Source organism: Achromobacter sp. CF-sbj1-Ac2-l (assembly GCF_052698165.1).
The window spans coordinates 5,190,394-5,206,709 of sequence record NZ_CP199855.1 but is presented as its reverse complement, the minus strand read 5'-3'; the positions used below and the strand labels follow the sequence as shown (position 1 = coordinate 5,206,709).

At 71.0% G+C, this 16,316-nt stretch carries 10 protein-coding genes; 6 read left to right on the top strand and 4 right to left on the bottom strand.

The window, feature by feature from the left end:
- Positions 1–17 precede the first annotated feature (17 nt).
- The 4 genes from ACUDCK_RS23915 to ACUDCK_RS23900 all read right to left on the bottom strand — a co-directional run bounded on the left by ACUDCK_RS23915 (position 18) and on the right by ACUDCK_RS23900 (position 6,982).
- Positions 18–1,715: a hydantoinase B/oxoprolinase family protein gene (locus tag ACUDCK_RS23915; RefSeq protein WP_175167128.1), complete on the bottom strand. Its 1,698-nt coding sequence runs from the start codon at positions 1,713–1,715 to the stop codon at positions 18–20.
- Positions 1,712–3,853: a hydantoinase/oxoprolinase family protein gene (locus ACUDCK_RS23910; protein WP_064525868.1), complete on the bottom strand. Its 2,142-nt coding sequence runs from the start codon at positions 3,851–3,853 to the stop codon at positions 1,712–1,714. The genes ACUDCK_RS23915 and ACUDCK_RS23910 overlap by 4 nt, the downstream gene beginning before the upstream one ends.
- A 202-nt stretch (positions 3,854–4,055) precedes the next feature.
- Complete coding sequence (locus ACUDCK_RS23905; protein ID WP_054500793.1) at positions 4,056–4,907, bottom strand: hypothetical protein; 852 nt, start codon at positions 4,905–4,907, stop codon at positions 4,056–4,058.
- A gap of 17 nt (positions 4,908–4,924) precedes the next feature.
- On the bottom strand, positions 4,925–6,982 hold the full coding sequence (locus ACUDCK_RS23900) for a PIG-L family deacetylase (protein WP_244976871.1): 2,058 nt from the start codon (positions 6,980–6,982) through the stop codon (positions 4,925–4,927).
- 298 nt (positions 6,983–7,280) lie between these two features.
- Between ACUDCK_RS23900 and ACUDCK_RS23895 the strand changes: the two genes are divergently transcribed.
- The 6 genes from ACUDCK_RS23895 (at position 7,281) to ACUDCK_RS23870 (ending at position 16,297) form a co-directional block, all read left to right on the top strand.
- Positions 7,281–7,943, top strand: coding sequence for an RNA polymerase sigma factor (locus ACUDCK_RS23895; protein ID WP_116793700.1), 663 nt, complete (start codon positions 7,281–7,283; stop codon positions 7,941–7,943).
- Positions 7,940–8,965, top strand: a complete 1,026-nt coding sequence (locus tag ACUDCK_RS23890; RefSeq protein ID WP_175167130.1) for a FecR family protein — start codon at positions 7,940–7,942, stop codon at positions 8,963–8,965. The genes ACUDCK_RS23895 and ACUDCK_RS23890 overlap by 4 nt, the downstream gene beginning before the upstream one ends.
- 166 nt (positions 8,966–9,131) lie before the next feature.
- Positions 9,132–11,549: a TonB-dependent siderophore receptor gene (locus ACUDCK_RS23885; protein WP_244976872.1), complete on the top strand. Its 2,418-nt coding sequence runs from the start codon at positions 9,132–9,134 to the stop codon at positions 11,547–11,549.
- 43 nt (positions 11,550–11,592) lie between these two features.
- Positions 11,593–13,476 (top strand): PepSY-associated TM helix domain-containing protein, encoded by a 1,884-nt coding sequence (locus ACUDCK_RS23880; RefSeq protein ID WP_244976873.1) that lies wholly within the window; start codon positions 11,593–11,595, stop codon positions 13,474–13,476.
- Positions 13,477–13,553: 77 nt separating this feature from the next.
- Complete coding sequence (locus tag ACUDCK_RS23875; RefSeq protein WP_144655450.1) at positions 13,554–15,191, top strand: ABC transporter ATP-binding protein; 1,638 nt, start codon at positions 13,554–13,556, stop codon at positions 15,189–15,191.
- Positions 15,192–15,292: 101 nt separating this feature from the next.
- The gene (locus tag ACUDCK_RS23870; protein WP_175167132.1) at positions 15,293–16,297 is read left to right on the top strand and encodes a ligase-associated DNA damage response exonuclease; all 1,005 of its coding nucleotides are present in this window, start codon (positions 15,293–15,295) and stop codon (positions 16,295–16,297) included.
- Positions 16,298–16,316: the final 19 nt, after the last annotated feature.

Below are 16,316 nucleotides of genomic sequence, written 5' to 3'. Positions count from 1 at the left end.
GATGGAAAGGGTCGTGCTCAGGTGCCGGTGTGCTGGTAGGCGCTGCCGGCCTGCTCCGCGCTGACCAGGCCGTAGCGCACGTCGCGTTCGACGCGCGCGGCGTCGCGGCGGGCCGGGTCGCCCAGGCCGCCGCCGCCCGGGGTGTGCACCACCAGGCGTTCGCCGGCCGGGACCAGTTGGCGGCCCTTGGCGCGCAGACTCGCGCCGCCGACCAGCCCCAGGGCGCCGCCGGCGCCGGCGTGCCCGCCAAGCGCGCCGCGGGCCGGATGCACCACGCGGTCGAAGGCGGCGGCGATCATCATGGCCGCCTGCGGATCCGCGTGGCGCACGACGATGGTCTGGCCGAGGCCGCCGCGCACCGTGCCCGGACCGCCGGAATCGGCGCGGTATTCCTTCTGTTCGAACACCAGCGGATTGGCGCTTTCCAGGATCTCCAGCGACACGTTGCGCACGCCGCTGGGATACGAAGTGACGGACAGCCCGTCCTTGCCGGGCCGGGCGCCGGTGCCGCCGGTGGAGAAACTGACCGCATTGAAGCGCGGACCCGCCAGCAACGCCCGCTGTTCATCCTGCGTGGCGCCGGCCAGCGGCTCGCCGCCGACCAGGTGCAGGTTCCACAGCGACGAGGCGCCCTCGGCCGGCACCTGGTCGGGCCGCGCCTGGCGCAGCGCGCCGAACACGGCGTCGGGCAGCAACTGGCCGATGATGTGGCGCGCCGTCACCGCGGCCGGGAAGCGGGCGTTCAGGATCGAGCCTTCGGGCGCGGCCACTTCCACCAGCGACAGCGAGCCGGCGTTGTTGGGCACGTCGGCGCCGATCAGGCAGCGGATGCCGAACGAGGTGTAGGCGTCGGTATAGGCCTTGACCACGTTGATGCCGCGCGCCACGCTGGGCGAAGTGCCGTCGAAGTCCACCAGGATCTTGCCATCCCGCACCGTCACGCTCGCCTGCAGCGTGATCGGCGCGTCGTAGCCATCGATCACCAGCGTGTTGTGCCAGGTGCCCTGCGGCCATTGCGCGATGGCCTGGCGCATGGCTCGCGCCGATTGCTCGATGATGTAGCCGCCCAGCGATTCCAGGTCGCCCAACTGGAACTCGGTCAACAGCGACTTCAGGCGGCGCCCGCCGATGTCGTTGCAGGCCACCAGCGCGTACAGGTCGCCCTCGACCTGTTCCGGTTCGCGCACATTGGCGCGGATGATGGCCAGCACGCCCGGGTCGACCTGGTGCTGGTGGAAGAAGCGCAGGATCGGCAGGAACAGGCCTTCGTGATAGACCTCCAGGCCGTCGGCGCTGCTGCCGATGCCGCCGATGTCGATCACGTGCAGGGTCGAGGCGAACAGCGCCACCAGGGCGCCGTCATGGAACACCGGCGACACCATGGTCATATCGAACAGGTGGCCGGTGCCCTTCCACGGATCGTTGGTCAGCAGCACGTCGCCGTCCTTCAGGGTCTCCGGCGGAAACACCTTGAGAAAGTGCTTGACCGATTCGGCCATGGCGTTGACGTGGCCGGGCGTGCCGGTGACGGCCTGGGCGATCATGCGGCCGTCGGGCAGGAACACGCCGGCCGACAGGTCGCCGGCTTCGCGCGTGGCGGTGCCGAAGGCCGAGCGGATCAGCACCTGGGCCTGTTCCTCCACTACCGACAGCAGGCGATTCCAGGCCAGTTGAAAGCGGATGCGTTGCTGGGGCGTGGGTTGCGCGGTGCTCATGCGGGGTCCTTTGCGGCGCGCGCGGCGGCCGCCTTGATATCGTCCAGCACCAGCGAGCCGAGCCGGCTGCGCCGCGCTTCGAAGCCCGCGGGCACGAAAGTGGTGGTCTCGTCTTCCACGACGAGGGCGGGGCCGGTCAGCTTCTGCTCGGCGTCCAGCGCCTGGCGTTCGTAGGTCGGCACCTCGATCCAGTCGTTGCGGTCGAAGTCGTAGAGCCGGCGCGTGCCGGCCTGGCGCGCCGCCGTGGCCGGGCCGCTGGCGATGTGGTCACGCGGCCGCGCGCGGCGCTCGCCGGCCTGGGCGGCGACCGACCAACTGACGGCCTCGGGCGCCACGTGCGGCAGGCTGCGGCCGTACAGTTGGGCATAGCGTTCGGCGAAGGCCGCGCCCAGCCGCGCGCTGGCGGCGGCGTCGAAGGGGCCGTCCGGCAGGTCCACGGCAATCTCGTGGCCCTGGCCGCTGTAGCGCATGAAGACCACCCGCTTGTGGCTCAGCGGCGCTTCGGGCGCGGCGCGCCGCACCACGGTGTCGACCCCGGCGGTCAGCTCGTCCAGCAGGCGCTGCACCGCGGCATGGTCGATGTCGGCCAGGCGCTGGTGGAAGCTGCGCACCGCCTGGTAGGCGATCGGCGCCCACAGGAAGCCCACGGCCGACCCCACGCCAGCCGATTCCGGGATGATGACGCGGCCGATGCCGAGCTTGCGCGCCAGGCCGGCGGCATGCAGCGGCGCGGCGCCGCCGAAGGCGATCAGGGTGTGTTCCTCGGCCGCCTTGCCCAGCTCGGAAGCATGCACGCGGGCGGCGTTGGCCATGTTCTCGCTGACCACCTCGATGATGGCCTGGGCGGCCTGCGGCGCTTCCAGCCCGGCGGGGCGCGCCAGGTGGGTCTCGATGGCATGGCGCGCGCGCTCGGGTTGCAGGCTGACCTTGCCGACGGCAAAGCGTTCCGGCGTGACGGTGCCGATCAGCGCGTGGGCATCGGTGACGGTGGGCAGTTCGCCGCCATTGCCATACGCGGCGGGGCCGGGCGACGAGCCGGCGCTGTCCGGGCCGACCTGCACCACGCCCAGGTGGTTGACGCGCGCGATCGAGCCGCCGCCGGCGCCGATCTCCACCATCTCGATCACCGGGATGCGGATCGGCAGGCCCGAGCCCTTCAGGTGACGGTGCACGCGGCCGAATTCGAAGCTGCGGCTGACCTGCGGCTCGAAGTCATCGATGTAGCAGATCTTGGCCGTGGTGCCGCCCATGTCGAACGACAGCGCGCGCGCCGCGCCGGTCTGTTCGGCGATGTGTTGGGCCAGGATCGCGCCGCCGGCCGGTCCGGACTCCACCAGCCGCACCGGCTCGTCGATGCCGGTCTGCAAGGTGGCGATGGCGCCGCCCGAGGTCATCAGGAACGGCTCGTCGCGCAGTCCGCGTTGGCGCGCCGCGTCGTTCAGCCGGCGCAGGTAGCCGGACACCTGCGGCTGCACGTAGGCGTTGGCGCTGACGGTGGACAGGCGCGGATACTCGCGGATCTCGGCGCAGACGTCGGAAGACAGCGACACCCAAAGCTGCGGCGCGTGTTGCTTGAGCAGCGCGCGGATGCGGCGTTCGTGGCCGGGATGGGCGTAGCTGTGCAGCAGGCACACCGCCACGCTCTCGATGCCGGCGCGGGTCAGTTCCCCGGCCAGCGCGATCACCTGGGCCTCGTCCAGCGGCGTCAGCACCTGGCCGTGCGCATCGACGCGCTCGGTGACGCCGAAGCGCCAGGGCCGCGGCACCAGCGGTTCGGGCTTGTCCAGGAAGATGTCGTACTGCGCGAAGCGGTCTTCCAGGCCGATCTCGACCAGGTCGCGGAAACCCGCGGTCGTCAGCAGCGCGGTGCGGGCGCCCTTGCGCTCGATCAGCGCATTGGTGGCCAGCGTGGTGCCCAGGATCAGGAGGTCGACCCGCGGCCACGCCAGGCCGGCCTGGCCGAGCAGCTCTTCGATGCCTTGCAGCACCGCGGTTTCGGGCGCGTCGGGCGTGGTCAGCAGCTTGGCCGACCAGCGTTGTGGTTCCTGTTCGAGGACGATATCGGTGAACGTGCCGCCGACGTCGACGGCAACGCGCACCGGCGCCGTCGAGGCGGACTCAGAGGGGGAGTGGGACATGTGGGCAGGGGAGGAAAAAGCGCAGGGGTCTCGCGGAGCGCCGGCAGGCGGGCTTTGCAAAAGACCGATCCTAAGCAGTCAGGGCGGCTGCCAGAAGGACGTTTTTCGCATGTCGATATGCGGATTTCGTGCCAGCCGGCCTTGGCGCCGGGCAATCTGGCGATCGGCGATCTGCTGATCGCCGATCGGTCGGGCGGGCGTGTTATTCCGCGCCGTCGCGGTCCATCGACCGCAATGGTTGCGGAATCCGATAGCGCTGGCCGTCGAATTTCAGCGTGCGCGGCGTCTTGCCCTTGTCGACGACTTTTTCCTCGCAATCGCCGCGCACCACGGCCGCCCGGCTCGACTCGCGCGATTCACTCGTGGCGATGTCGCGGTATCCCTGCGTGACCGTGTCGGCCATGGACAGGGTCACGGCGCGGCTGGTGAATCTCCCCGCGCAGTTGGTGTCCCATTCGCCGCTCGAGCGCGCGACGGACAAGCCATCGAGCACCATCGCCAGGCCCTTGGGGCCGATGTCGAACAGGCGCAGGCTGGTTTCGTCGAAGGGGTTGGCGCGCGAGGCGCCGACGCGCGAGATGCGCAAGCCGAAGGCGCGGCGGCCGGGCGCGAGGTCGTAGCGGGCGGTGTCGAAGGACACGCTGGTCAGGCGTACCGCATCGTCCGACATCAGTCCTTGCAGCCGGATGTCATGACGGATTTCCAGGGAGGAGCTGTCCAGCACCAGGATCCGCAGGTCGCCGGTGTGGCCGTCGTCCTGGTTCGGCGTGTCCTGCATCAGCGGAATCGCCGCCAGCAGAAGGCCAGGCTGGGCCGGCCAGGTCTTGCACGTCACGGCGAAGGGTTCGCCGTCGTCGGCGTCGGCGATCCGGATGACGATATTGTCCCGCCCGAGGCGCAGGTTGCCTTCGCCGTCGGGGGCGGGCGCCTCGGGGTAGGCCATGCGCACGACAGCCGCGGCCTGCGGGCAGGCGCCACGGGCGGCCTGCGCGGCGCCGGGGACGAGCAGGGCGGCCAGCGCCAGCGGCGCGGCAAGGACCAGATGACGGATCATGAGGGGGATCTCTTGGTTTATTGCACGTGGGTGGGCGTGGCGGCGCGCGAGGCCTGCGTGGGCATCGCTTCTTGTGCCAGGGTGCCCGGTTCGGTGGCGGACGGCCGCAGCACGACCGTGTGCTGGGCGTCGTTGGCGCCCAGCTTGGGCAGGTCGGCGGGCCGCGCGGCCAGGGTCGCGAACGGTCCGCCGCCGGCGGCGGGCAGGCCGTCCAGCGTCAGGGTGGCCGCCCAGACGCCGCCGCGGCGCGACAGCACCTGGTAGCGCTGCGGGCCGCCGGCCATGCGCGCCACCACGTACAAGGTGCCGTCGATGAGATGGATGGCCGGCGGCGAGGCGGCTTCGGCGTCGAGCCTGGCCGGCTTGCCGTGCTCCACCAGCCAGAGCGGTCCGTCGGCGCGTTCCAGGATCGCCACGATCACATTGCCCTGCGCATCGGCGTCGATGGCGGGCCGGCCGATGTAGGGCACGCCCAGGTCGGTCGGCGCGCTCCATTCCATGTCCAGGTCGGTGGTGTCGCCGGTTTCTTCCAGCCGCGTCAGGTGATTGTTGGCGCGCTGGCGGAAATAGAGTTCGACGCGGTGCTCGTGGTTGCGGATCGCGGCCAGCCCGCCGGCGGCCTGGGGGGCCTGCACGCGGCGCCAGGAATGCCACTCGGGGCGTTGGCCCTTGGGCGCCGGCAATTGGCGTGTGTAGAACAGTTGGCCGCCGCCAGCCGATGCGAACACGATGTAGCGGCCGTCATCGCCGCGCACGACCGCCGGCGCGCCGGTGGCGCCGTCCAGGGGCGGCAGGCTCTGCCACGGCGCCCAACTGCCGTCGATGCCGGACGGCGCGATCCAGTGCAGCAGGCCGTCGTAGCCGAGCGCCACCGCGGCGGCCTCGCCGCGCGGCGCCACGGCCGGGATCTGGCTGACGCGCACGCCGGCCAGGGCCTGCCAGCCCTGCCAGGTGCCGTCGTGGCGCTGTTTGTTGGCCCACACGCCGCCCAGCGGATCGCGCGCCATCAGGCCGGCGGTGCCGTCGGCATGCCCGAATGTCACCAGCGGGCCGCTGGTGCGCCCGCCCAGGCTCTGCCAGCGGCGCTGGCCCGCGTCCCAGCGATTGGCGGCCGCGTTGGTCTCGCCGGCGGCGAATACCACCAGGCCGTTGCGGCCGTCCGGATAGATCTGCGGCGGCATGTCCTGGCGCGAGACGTAATACGCGCGCTGCACCCAGGCGGCCGCGGGCCCGGCGGGCTCCTTGCAGCCGGTGGGGCCTGCGCAATAGTGATAGTCGTTCCAGGCGTAGTGCTGGAAGATCACCGATTTGCTGGCGATCTCGTTGTCGGCGAGGTTGCTGGCGCGTTCCTGGCTGGGGTAGTCGATGTAGCCGGTCTCGGCGTAGTTGCCGGGCGCGCGCAGCATGGCGGCGCGGACCAGCCGCGCGCTGGCGATATGGTCGGGATGCCCGTGGCCGGCGCAGCGCCAGCACAGTTGCGTGTATGGCACGCTGATGGTGTCGTCCAGGTGCCGCACCGTGGTCGGCTGGTACTGGCGGATCAGTTCGGCCAGGGTGTCGATCAGTTGTTCGCGCGAGTAGACCTCCGGATACGGCCCCAGCGTGTCCACCGTCTGTCCCGGTTCCGATTCCGTGCGGCTCAGCGGCGTGAGGCTGCCCCAGCCCTTGCCCAGCCACGGGTCCTTCAGCCGCAGATGCCACAGTTGCACGCGCGGATTGCCGGACAGGGTGAAACGCGCGATCTGGCGCGGGCCCGCATGGCCGGCGCTTTCCTTCCACAGGTCGGGCTGGCGCGCCATGTAGGCATAGGCCGCGCGCACGCCGCGCTCCCGGCCCAGCATGTAGGTGTCGCCCTCGCCGGCATCGCTGGCGGTCAGGTAGACCACCCGCACGCAGCCGCCCGCCGCGATGTTGGAGGCGATGTCCGGATTCATGAACAGCAGGTCGTCATCCAGGTGGGCGACGAAGGCCAGGTCCTTGATGCCATTGCACTGCGCCAGGGTGGGCGGGGCGGCGAACGCGGCGGAGCAGGCCAGGCAGGCGAGCAGCAGCGCCTGGCCGAGGCGAAAGAGCAAGGTCGTGGGGATCCGTGTCAAGGGGCGCCGCTCCGATAGGCCGGGATATGAAATTGCCGGCTGCAGGAATCTTAGCAAGTCACGCCGCCGGGCGCCGGTCGAATGGCGATTGAGAATAAATCTCAGTACAATTCGGCGAATTTCAACCCGCCAGCATCGCCCGCGCGCGAATCGATGGCCCACCCGTCGGCACCGTGTTCGTCACTTCGCTCCGCCCCTCCACCGATCGCCTGGTCCCGGCCCGCTCCGGACGGACCGCGCCATGCATGGCGCGGCGACGGACAACGGAGCGCGCGGGATGAGCCGCAACCCCTTGCTGGCGTCTCGCGACACGGCCGTGCCGGATGAGACCGGCAACGCCAGCGCCCTCGCCAAGGCCTATGCGCGCTGGCGGCTGCCGCTGCTGCGCGGGCTGGCGCGTTTCAAGGGCAGCATCGGCAGCGCCGAGGACGCGCTGCATGACGGCGTCGTCAAATGGGTCGCGGCCAATCCCGCGCTGGATTCGATCGACAAGCAGGGCGCCTATCTGCGCAAGACCGTGCAAAACGGCGTGGCCGACGAGTTCCGCGAACGCGAGGCGGGCCGGCGCCTGCGCACGGTCTCGCTCGACGAACTGGGCGAGGACGCGCATGGCTGGGCTGCCGACGAGGCCTCGTGTCCGATGCGGGCGGCGGCGCACCAGCAGCGGCTGCAGCGCCTGGCCGAGGCCCTGCGGGAACTGCCGGAGCGCCAGCGCGAAGCCTTTGTGCTGAGCCGCTTCGACGGCCTGACGCAGGATGAGATCGCCAGCCACATGCAGATTTCGCGGCGCATGGTGGTCAAGCACCTGGCGCGCGCCATCGCCTACTGCGAGGTGCGGGTGCACTATGCTACGGTTGCCCAGATGCAGCAGATGCATCGGTTCGCCGCCGACGACGGCGGGCCGGACAATAACAACAAGAGCGACGCCACGCCGTCATGACCGATCCGACTTCCCCTCCGCCCGACCCGCTGGCCTTGCACGAGGCGGCGGCCGAATGGTTCGTGCGCCGCCAGGACCCCAGTTGGTCGGCCGCGGACGAGCGCGACCTGCAAGCCTGGCTGGCGGCCGGCGCACCCCATCGGCAAGCCTACGCACAGGTGTCGCGCACCTGGGGCGACCTGGCGCGGACGCCCCGGCCGGCGCTGGCGTCGGACCGGCCCGCCGTGGCGCCGCGGGCGGCCGCGGCGCGTCGCGCGAAGCGGCGGGGCGGCTGGCGCTGGCTGCCGGGCCAGACGGTGTTTTCGCGCGCGCTGGTCGCCGTCTGTGTGGTGCTGGCGATCGGCGCGGGCGTTGGCGGCTATCACTGGGCCAACACCCCCGGGTACGTGCTGGACGTGCGCACCGCGGCCGGCGAGGTGCGTCAGGTGGACCTGCCCGATGGCTCCCATGTCGCCTTGAATTTCGGCAGCGCCCTGCAGGTGCGCTACTACCCGGGCCGGCGCGAGGTCGTGCTGGACCAGGGAGAAGGCTTTTTCGAGGTGGCGCCGGACAGTGGCCGCCCCTTCACCGTGGATGCGCGCCGCAGCCGGATCACGGTGGTGGGCACGGCCTTCAACGTGCGCACCACGCCGGACGAGGTCTTCGTCAAGGTGCTGCATGGCCGGGTGCGGGTGCAGCCCGATCGGGACAAGGGCGGCGACGAGGTTTCGTTGGGCGCCGAGCAGGGCGTCACCGTGGGCGCGACTGCCTCCCCGGCGGTGGCGGTCGGGGCCGACGCCATCGGCGGCTGGCGCAACGGCCGCCTGGTGTTCCGGCGCACGCCGCTGGGCGAGGTGGCGCAGGAGGTGGCGCAATACCTGGGCAAGCCGGTGACGCTGGGCGCGCCGGGCCTGAAAGCCCTGCCGGTGTCGGGCTTTGCCGCCACCCAGGCGCCCGCCGCGTTCCTGGAAGCCTTGCCGGATCTGCTGCCGGTGCGGGTGGCGCGCACGGCCGATGGCGGCTATCTGATCCAGGCCCGCTGAGCGGCCGGGGCCGCCGCAAAAATATTTTTCCGCGCGGGTTCCCAAGCCCGCCCCGAACTCCGTTTACCCCTGCAAGGCCGGTCGCGGTCAACAACAGAAAGTGGGAGTGGGAATGGGACGGGGTACGTTGAGAAACGCGCTGGCAGGCGGCGCGTTGGGCGCGGGCATGCGGGCCCGGGCAGTGCGGGCGCTGGTGGCGGGGGCGCTCGCCGCCCTGGGCGCGCAGGCGGCGCAGGCGCAGCAAGCGGCGGCACAGGTGCAATTCAGCATTCCGGCACAGCCGCTGGATCGCGCCCTGCGGGTGTTTTCGGAGCAGTCGCGGCACCAGGTGCTGTTCGATGAGGCGGCGGTGGCGGGGCAGCAGGCGCCGGCCGTCAATGGTCGCTACACGCCGCGCGAGGCGCTCGACCAACTGCTGGCCGGCACCCCGGTGCGGGTCAACAGCAGCCGGCCCGATGTGTTCACCCTGACGGCGGCCGGCCAGTCATCGAGCGGCGCCGTGACGCTGCCGGCGGTTACCGTCAGCGGCGGCAGCCTGCGCGACCCGACCACCGAACTGACCGGTTCCTACACCAGCGGCGCGCTGACCATCGGCAAGATGACGCAGTCGATCCGCGAAACGCCGCAGTCGGTCAGCGTGATCACGCGCCAACAGATGGACGACAAGAATCTCACCACGCTGGAGGAGGCGCTGGCCCAGACCACCGGCGTCACCAAGACGGCGCGCAACTTCGGCAACCACAAATTCTCGATCCGTGGCTTCACCGTCGATGACAACAACTACCTGGTCGATGGCGTGGCGGGCATCGTCTATGCCCCGGTGGGCTGGCTGCCCATCGACACCGCGGTGTTCGACCGGGTCGAGGTGCTGCGCGGCGCGGGCGGGCTGATGCTGGGCTCGGCGGATCCCAGCGGCGCCATCAACATGGTGCGCAAGCGGCCGCGTGGCGAAGGCCACCTTGAAATGAACACGACCGCGGGGTCGTGGGACAACTACCGCATGGAAGTCGACGGCGGCGGCCCGCTCAACGCGGCCGGCACGGTGCGCGGCCGCCTGGTCACGGCCTACCAGGACCGCCACTATTTCTACGATGGCACCAAGGCCCGGTCGCCGCTGTTCTATGGCGTGATCGACGCCGACGTCGGCCCGCGCACCACGCTGACGCTCGGCGCCCGCCACCAGGCCACCGACACCGATGGCTATTGGCTCTTCGGCCTGCCGCGCTACACCGACGGCAGCCCCCTGGACATCAAGCGCTCGACCTCGCTGATCCAGGACTGGAACCGGCAGAAGGGTCAGGTCGACGAGATCTTCGCCGAGGCCGAGCACCGTTTCGCGACGGACTGGAAGGCGCGGCTGTCGGTCAACCGCACGGAGGTCGACCTGGACCAGCGCGTGGCCATTCCGATCGGCGGCGTGGACCGGGCCACCGGCCTGGGCTCCAGCTTCTACACCACCTACTTCAATCGCGCGCGCGTGCAGAGCGACGGGGTCGATCTGCACACCACGGGCAGTTTCCAGGCGCTGGGCGGCACCCACCAGATGCTGGTGGGTGCGAGCTGGGCGCGCCAGCGCATCAACCAGAAGTCGGCGAGTCTGGACACCGACATGCCAATCGATATCTACAACCCGGACCATTCCTCGTTGCCCGTGCCAACGCGCCCGGCCTGGGACTCGAAGGAAACCGCGCGCAGCGAGCAGGCCGCGCTGTACGGCAACATGCGCCTGCAGTTGGCGGACCCGCTGCACCTGCTGCTGGGCGGCCGGCTCACCTGGCTGAAGTATCAGTCCAGCGACGGCCTGACGGGCGCCAGGACCCGCGATTACGAGCAGAAGCACGAGTTCACGCCGTATGCCGGCCTGGTCTATGACCTGAATTCGCAATGGTCGGTCTACACCAGCTATGCCGACATCTTCCAGCCGCAGAGTTCGTATGTGACGTCGTCGGGCTCGCCGCTGGACCCGGCCATCGGCGCCAACTACGAGGCGGGGATCAAGGGCGAGCTCTACGACGGGCGCCTGAACCTGTCGGCGGCGGTGTTCGCGGTCAAGAAGTCGGGCATCGCGGTGGTGGACGAGGCCAATCCGGGCGGTTGCACCGGCTCGCTGGCCTCGAGCGACTGCTATCGCAACGGCAGCACGCTGCGCAGCAAGGGCTTCGAACTGGAGGCCAGCGGCGAGCTGTCGCCGGGCTGGCAGGTGATGGCCGGCTACACCTTCGTCACCAGCCGCGATGACGAGGGCGAGACCATCAGCGCGGAGACGCCGCGCCATTTGTTCCGCCTGTCGACCACGTATCAGTTGCCGGGCCGCTGGAACGCCTTCAGCATCGGCGGCGGGGTCTCGGCGCAGAGCGGCTATTCATATCCCGCCTACGACGATACCTCCGTGCGCATGGGCGCGCCGGGCCGCGCGGTGTGGGACCTGCGCGCCGGCTACCGCATCGACAAGCACTGGAGCCTGGCCCTGAACGTGGCGAACGTGTTCGACAAGCACTACTACAGCATGGTGAGCCAGATCCGCCGCGGCAATCACTTCGGGGAACCGCGCAACGTGATGCTGACCCTGCGCGGCACGCTATGACGCGCCGTGCCGCCGCCGCGTGCCGGCCCGCGGGCGCGCCGGCATGAAGGCGGGCTTGCGCCAGAGCATGGCCTGGCTGCACACCTGGTGCGGCCTGGTCTGCGGCTGGCTGCTGTGCGCCATCATGCTGACGGGCACGCTCAGCGTGTTCCGGGAACCCATCACACGGTGGATGGAGGCCACGCCCCTGCCCGCGGGCCAGCCCGGCGGCGACGCCGCCTGGCTGATGGACCGGGCGACGCGGATCCTGTCGTCGCGGGCGGGCGATGCGGTCGCCTGGGACATCGCCTTGCCGGCGCGGCCGGACCGACCGTTGCATCTGGCCTGGACCGGCGGCGATGGCCGCTCGCACGACACCTGGATGGATCCGGCCACCGGCGCCGAACAGGCGCCGCCGCCACGGCGCGCGACCGAGGGCGGCCGCCATTTCATGTCGTTCCACTACACCCTGCACGGAGGCCTGCCGGGCTACTGGCTGGTGGGGGCGATATCGCTGTGCATGCTGGTGGCGCTGGTGTCCGGCGTGGTGGTGCACAAGCGCATCTTCAAGGACTTCTTCACGTTCCGGCGCGGCAAGGGCCAGCGTAGCTGGCTCGATGCGCACAACGCCACCGGCGTGCTGACGCTGCCGTTCCTGTTCATGATCGGCTACACGGGACTGGCGTTCTTCTATACCAGCTACATGCCGTGGCCCTTGCATGCGGTGTACGGCGGGGACGACGGCGCCTACCGCCGCTACCAGGCCGAGCTGGCGCCCGCGCCGCCTGACGCGGCCGGCGCGCGGCCGGGCCAGGGCGCGGGACAGGCGCTGTATCCCTTGCTGTTGCGGGCCCGCGCGTTGACCGGACAGGACGCGGCCCACGTCACGGTCGAGCATCCCGGCGCGACGGGCAGCGTCGTGCGCGTGCTGGGACGCAAGGACGCGGGCCCGGCGCCGCGCCTGCTTACCCATGCCAGCCGGGTCGTGTTCGACGCGGGCAGCGGCGCGGTGCGCCAGGTCGTGCCCGCCTTTGAGGCGAGGATGGCCGCCCATCACGTGCACGCGGCCATCGAGACCCTGCACAAGGCCGACTTCGGCGGCTGGACCATCAAGTGGCTGTATTTCTTCAGCGGCCTGGCGGGCACCGCGATGGTGGCCACCGGCACGCTGCTGTTCGCGCTCAAGCGCCGCAAGAAAAGCGAACACGAATTCGGCGCGGCCACGGCGCGTGTCTATCACGGGGTCGAGGCGCTGAACGTGGCGGCGCTGGCGGGCATCGCGCTGGCCAGCATCGTCTACCTCTATGCCAACCGGTTGATTCCGCCGGGTCTGGCGGGACGCGAGACCTGGGAGATCCGGGCGTTCTTCGGCGCGTGGGCCCTGTCATTGGCACATGCCGCGTGGCGCGGGCCCACGCGCGGCTGGATCGGGCAACTGGCCCTGGCGGCCCTGCTGTGCATGGGGCTGCCGTGGCTGAACGGGGCCACCACCGGCATGCACCTGTGGGCCTACCTCCGGCACGGGCAGGCGCAGCAGGCGGCGCTGGAGCTGACGGTGATCGGGTTCGGCCTGGCGCTGGCCTATATCGCCTGGGCGCTGCGGCGCGGCTGGGCGCGGCCGGCCGCGGCGGGCGACGCCAGGCGGGCGCCGGCGGCCGCGGCCCCGCAACGGGCGGCCCATCGATGGCAGGTCGCCAGCCGCGTGCTGGCGGCCGCGGCGGGCGGCTATGGCGTGTCGGCGCTGGCGATGTCGCTGCTGGCGCGGGCCCTGCCCACGGTTGGGGTATCGCCGGCCGTGGCGGTGCTGGCGGCGACCCTGTCCAGCTTCGTCCTGTATCCGCTGATCGTGCTGGGGGTGTTCAGCGCCCGCGGCGCGGGACGGGCGTGGGGTGCGCTGGCGCTGGCCGGCGCGCTTTGCGCGGCGCTGCTGCCGGCATGGTGGTTCTAGGGGATGGGGCGATCGGTCATTTGCTAATCGCTGATCTGTCGTTAGCCATCGCCCCGCGCCGGCTTAGCATCGGCGCCATGACCGAACTCCTGCGCATCCAGAACCTCACCGTCGACCTGCCGGCGGGCGCCGACCGGCGCCACGCGATTCACGACCTGTCCCTGTCCGTCAACGCCGGCGAGATCGTTTGCGTCGTCGGCGAGAGCGGATCCGGGAAATCGCTGACCGCCGGCGCCATCCTGGGCCTGCTGCCGCAGGGCGTGCGCGCCAGCGGCGGGCAGGTGCTGTGGGAAGGCGAGGACCTGCTGCGCCTGTCCCCGGCCGCCATGCGCCGCCTGCGCGGCCAGCGCATCGGCATGATCTTCCAGGAGCCGATGACGGCGCTCAATCCGCTGCGCACCATCGGCGACCAGATCGGCGAGGTCTTCCGCACCCACACGCGCCTGCCAGGCGGCGAAATCCGGCGGCGAACGCTCGGGTTGCTCGACTCGGTGCGCCTGCCTGATCCCGCCCATGCGTTCAGCGCCTATCCGCACGAACTGTCCGGCGGCCAGCGCCAGCGCGCCATGATCGCCATGGCGCTGGCGCTGGAGCCGGCGCTGCTGATCGCCGACGAGCCGACCACGGCGCTCGATGTCACCACGCAGGCGCAGATCCTGAGCCTGATACACGACCTGCAACGCCGCCGCGGCACCGCGGTGCTGTTCATTACCCACGACTTCGGCGTGGTGGCGGAGATCGCCGACCGCGTCGCTGTCATGCAGCGCGGCGAGCTGGTGGAGAGCGGCCGCGCCGAGGAGGTGCTCAGGCATCCGCGCCATCCCTATACCCGGGCCCTGATCGCGGCCGTGCCGCCCTTGGCGCCGGCAGCCGCGCGCGCCCCGGGCGCCCCGGAAAAACCCGCCATTCTCACCACGGACGGATTGTCCAAGACCTATCGCAAGCGCGGCTGGTTCGGCCAGCCCGGGCGGGTGACCCACGCGTTGGACGGGGTGTCATTGACGTTGCGCGAAGGCGGCACGCTCGGCATCGTCGGCGAAAGCGGTTCGGGCAAATCCACCCTGGCGCGTACCCTGCTGGGGCTCTTGCCGCCGGATGCCGGCGCCATCACGCTGGCCGGGGAACCGCTGGCGTTCAAGGGCGCCGCCGCGCGGCGCGCGCACGCCCGGCGGGTGCAGATGGTGTTCCAGGACCCCTATGGCTCGCTCAACCCGCGCCAGCGCGTCGGCGAGATCGTCGCGCGCGGCCCCATCGTGCATGGCGCGCCTCGGCGCGAGGCCTGGGCCCAGGCGCGGGAGTTGTTCGAACTGGTCGGCCTGTCGCCGGACGCGATCAATCGCTATCCGCACGAGTTCTCGGGCGGACAGCGCCAGCGCGTGGGACTGGCGCGGGCCCTGGCGATGCGGCCGCGCGTACTGATCGCCGACGAGCCGGTGTCGGCGCTGGACGTGTCGGTCCAGGCCCAGGTGCTGGCGCTGCTGGCGCGCCTGCGCGAGCAACTGGGCCTGTCGATCCTGTTCATCACCCACGACCTGCGGGTCGCGGCGCAGGTGTGCGACCACGTCGCGGTGATGAAGGACGGCAAGGTGGTGGAAGCGGGGCCTTGCGCCGAGGTCTTCGGCCAGCCGTCGCATTCCTATACCCAGGCATTGCTGGCGGCGGTGCCGGGCCGGGGTTGGGATCCCGCCGGGGCCGCCGCGCGGCGGGCAGCATAGCGGCTTTGGCCGGATACGGCATTCGCGGTATAACCGACTGATGCCGTGCCGCGTTTCACGCGCCTCGCGCGAGACGCTCCCTCCACGGCGGGAGATTGCCCATGCCCGACATCGTCCAATTGCGTCCGGAGGGTCTGTACTGCGCCGCGGGCCAGTTCTACATCGACCCCTGGCGCCCCGTGGACGTCGCCGTTCTCACGCATGGCCATGGCGACCACGCGCGCGCCGGCATGGGTTGCTACCACACCAGCGCCGAAGGCCTGCCGATCCTGCAATGGCGCCTGCGCGAACAGGACTACCGCGTCCACGCCTACGGCGAGCCGTTCACGCTGGGCCGGGCGCGGGTTTCGCTGCATTCCGCGGGCCACGTGCTGGGCTCCGCGCAAGTGCGCATCGAAGTCGACGGCCAGGTCTGGGTCGTGTCGGGCGACTACAAGCGGCAGCCCGATCCCACCTGTGCGCCGTTCGAGGTGGTGCCGTGCGACACCTTCATCACCGAAGCCACCTTCGGCCTGCCGATCTATCGCTGGCCGGACACCGCGGAAGTGGCGCGCGACATCGTGCAGTGGCGCGACCATTGTGCCGCGCGCGGCGAGGCGGCCATTCTCTACTGTTATGCGCTGGGCAAGGCGCAGCGGGTGCTGGCCGAGTTGATGCCGTTCGTCGACCGGCCCGTCTACCTGCACGGCGCGATTGCCGCGGGCGTGGACGTCTACCGCGAGGCCGGCATCGCGCTGCCCGACACGCGCCTGGTCATCGAGGCGGACGGCGCGCCGGCGGCCGCGGGCACGGGATTTGCTGGCGAGCTGGTGCTGGCGCCGCCGTCGGCGGCCGGCAGCGCGTGGCTGCGGCGCTTCCGCAAGGCGCAGCACGGTTTCGCGTCCGGCTGGATGCGGTTGCGCGGCAACCGGCGCCGGCGCAACATGGACCGGGGCTTCGTCGTTTCTGACCACGCCGACTGGCCCGACCTGCTGCGCACGATCCGCCAGACGGGCGCGCGCCGCGTCATCGCCACGCATGGCGACACCGACGCGCTGGTGCGCACGTTGAATGAATCGGGCATCGTCGCCGAGACGCTGGCCACGCAATATGGCGAAGACGACTAGCACGGCGCGCCGCGCCATT